The sequence below is a fragment of the Pseudoalteromonas sp. TAE56 genome, from assembly GCF_000497955.1.
GTDB lineage: Bacteria > Pseudomonadota > Gammaproteobacteria > Enterobacterales > Alteromonadaceae > Pseudoalteromonas.
Genome location: NZ_AUTN01000047.1, coordinates 1 through 3,164, shown reverse-complemented (window position 1 = coordinate 3,164; position 3,164 = coordinate 1). Strand labels below are relative to the sequence as shown.

General features: G+C 42.2%; 2 protein-coding genes. One reads left to right on the top strand and one right to left on the bottom strand.

Annotated features, from left to right (window positions below; genetic code table 11):
• A partial coding sequence (locus tag L656_RS0101665) for a tryptophan 7-halogenase (RefSeq protein ID WP_029750591.1) occupies positions 1-639 on the top strand: 639 nt, incomplete at its 5' end.
• Positions 640-952: 313 nt separating this feature from the next.
• On the opposite strand, the gene L656_RS0101660 is transcribed toward L656_RS0101665, so the two are convergent.
• The coding region (locus L656_RS0101660; protein WP_024597957.1) for a glycoside hydrolase family 3 protein at positions 953-3,164 on the bottom strand (2,212 nt) is incomplete at its 5' end.

Genomic DNA, 3,164 nt, shown 5'->3' with positions numbered 1-3,164 from the left:
CAATATATGGATGACGAACAAGCCAAAGCGCTACTATTAAATAACATTGAAGGTGAGGCTATTACAGAGCCGCGTATTATTAAATTTAAAACAGGCCGGCGCTTAAAAGGCTGGAACAAAAACTGCCTAGCGCTTGGCCTTGCTAGCGGTTTTGTTGAACCACTTGAGTCCACCAGCATTCACTTAATTATGTCGGGTATTATTCGCTTTATGCGTTTATTTCCGTTTAATGGCATTACCAATCACGCCATTGACGAATACAACAAACAGCTTAAAAGCGAAATTGAAAATATTCGCGACTTTATTGTGCTGCACTACAAAGTAACTAATCGCGATGACAGCGAGTTTTGGCAACACTGTAGTGCGATGGAGGTGCCAAAAACACTTCAGCATAAAATTGATTTGTTTAAGCAAACTGGCCGTGTATTTTTAGACGATGGCGACATTTTTAGAGTCGATTCGTGGGTGCAAGTTATGCTTGGTCAAGGTATTGAGCCTAATCAACATCACTTAATAGCCAGCATGATGAGCGATGAAGAACTCACCCGTTTTTTACACGGTATTAAACAGCAAATAGAACAGCGCGTTAGCCAATTACCGCCTCACCATGAGTTTTTAAAACAATATTGCCCAGCATAAAAAAAGCCCTTATTAGGGCGTGTTGTTCTTTGGTGGTTGAATTTGCAGCAGTATGTTTGGTTTTTAGGCAAGGCAGAGCCTATGTAGTGTGGTTATTCCCCATAAATAGGCGATAACGTAGCATAAATGCCAAACATGCGCTGCCCGTAGGGTTCTGCCTAGGGGCAATTTACTCTTTGTTGCTCGGTTTTTACTTAGCCCACTAGGTTACAAACCTCTCGCCGCGATTAAATTGCCCCTAGATTGAACAAATTTCAATCCACAAAGATCAACATGCCCTCAGGACTTTGGATATACACAACAACTTTTACGTTTATTCTTCACACTTAACCACGGCGCTTTTAGCGCTTTGTGGTTCAAAGCTAATATCTGCAACTGAAACGCTAAGCTCTCCTGCTGTTTTAATAATAAAAGGGCTGGTTACTCTGGCAAAATCAACGCCCTTTTTAGCAAAACAGGTTAAATCTACACTCATGGTTTGCCATGTATTTAAATCAGCATTTTCAAGCTCATTGGTGATATCAAGCTCGCCGCCACAACCTTGTTCGCACTTCATTGCAAGGTATGTATGTGAGCTAGGTATTTGGTTTACTTTATAGCTAAAACTAAGGGCCGAATTTGCTTCAATGTAGGCCACTTTGTCTTCGGTAAAGTTACTATTAATTTCGATGTAGCTGGATGCAGTGCCATCAAAGTTAAATTGCATCGCATCTTCTTGAATCGCTTTGTCTTCAGTGCGATAAGTAATGCCACCGAGCTTTACACTGTTACTTGCTACTTGGTGCTGCTCGCTGTTTGAATTTAAAAACAAACGCCACGGCGTTTTAAAACTGCCATTAAATATAGACAACGGCGCAAGGTTACTAATATCAACACCTGAGTCTTCATTTAGATTATTGGCAAGCGTACTTTCATCTTTATATGTTAAACCAAAGCCATAGGGTAATAATGGTGAGTAATCAGCATCGCCCTTATTTACTGCGGTTTGTAGTGGCGATTTAGGCCATGAGAAAGACAATTTACCTTTAAAGTCGTACTGTACCTGCCCACTTGCATCCGCTAATAAAACATCTGCAATGCCTTGTCCTTCAGTGCCAGGAAGCCATGCTGCTACAAATGCATCTGACGCGTTTAGCTCGCTGTTAACCCACATTGGTCTGCCCGATATAAACACAGAAACAACCGGTATATTTTGCTGCTTTAATGTTTTTAATATTTTAAGAGAGCGTTTATTGTTACGTTCAAACTCAAGGTTGTCTTTATCGCCATGCCCCTCTGCGTATGGTTCTTCACCAAATACAACAATGGCTACATCGGGCTTAGTATTAAATTCACCCGTTGGGCTTAAAATAGCATTACCGCCAGCAGCCTCAATTTGCGTTTTTAATCCGGCATAAATAGACGTTGCCCCAGGGAAATCTGCATTTTGATTATTAGTTCCCTGCCACGTAATACTCCAACCACCCGATTGCTTGCCTATGTTATCGGCCGCATCGCCTGCAATTAGTATGTTACTTGATGGGTTAAGCGGTAATAAATGGTTGTTGTTTTTAAGCAGTACTAACGACTCTTGTACCGCTTGGCGGGCAATATCGCGATGTGCAGCTGCACCTATTAGTTCTAACTTACCTGAATATTTTCGATTTGCGGGGCTTGGTTTATCAAATAAACCCGCGCGTAATTTAACGCGTAAAATACGTGCCACGGCGTCATCTATTCGCGCCATTGTTATTGTGCCCGCTTTTACTTGTTTAATTGTATTTTCATAAAGTGGTTTCCAAGCACCCGTTGGCACCATAAAAATATCAAGCCCGGCATTAACAGCTTGCGGGCAGCTTTCATTTGTACAGCCGGCAACTTGTCCGTGCCCGTTCCAATCGCCTACAACAAAGCCATCAAAACCCATTTTTGTTTTTAGTACATCGGTAAGTAAGTATTGATTGCCGTGATTTTTTTTACCATTCCAGCTATTAAACGATGCCATAACCGATTGGCTACCTGCGGTTAAGCCTCCTATATAACCTTGCGCATGAATGTTATATAACGTCTCTTCGCTATCAATGTTGTCCCCTTGATCGTCGCCATCTACCGTGCCACCATCGCCTAAAAAGTGCTTAACAGTGCTAATTACGCGTTTGTCACTTAAAAAGTCATCACCAGCTCTGCCTTGTAATCCGTTTACAATTGCGGCTGAATATTCACGTACAATTGCAGGGTCTTCTGAGTAGCCTTCGTACGTTCTGCCCCATCGGTCGTCGCGCACTACAGCAACTGTTGGTGCAAATACCCAATCTATGCCTGTTGCCATTACTTCTACTGCCGTAGCTGCTGCAATTTGCTCAATTAATGCGGGGTTATTAGCAGCACCTAAACCAATATTGTGCGGAAATAATGTCGCGCCAATCACATTATTATGACCATGTACCGCATCAGTGCCCCACATAGTTGGAATTTTACTGCCATCAATTGAGTCATCAACCGATGCTTGATACATACTTTCAGCAAGTGTTATCCAATCGGCAGGC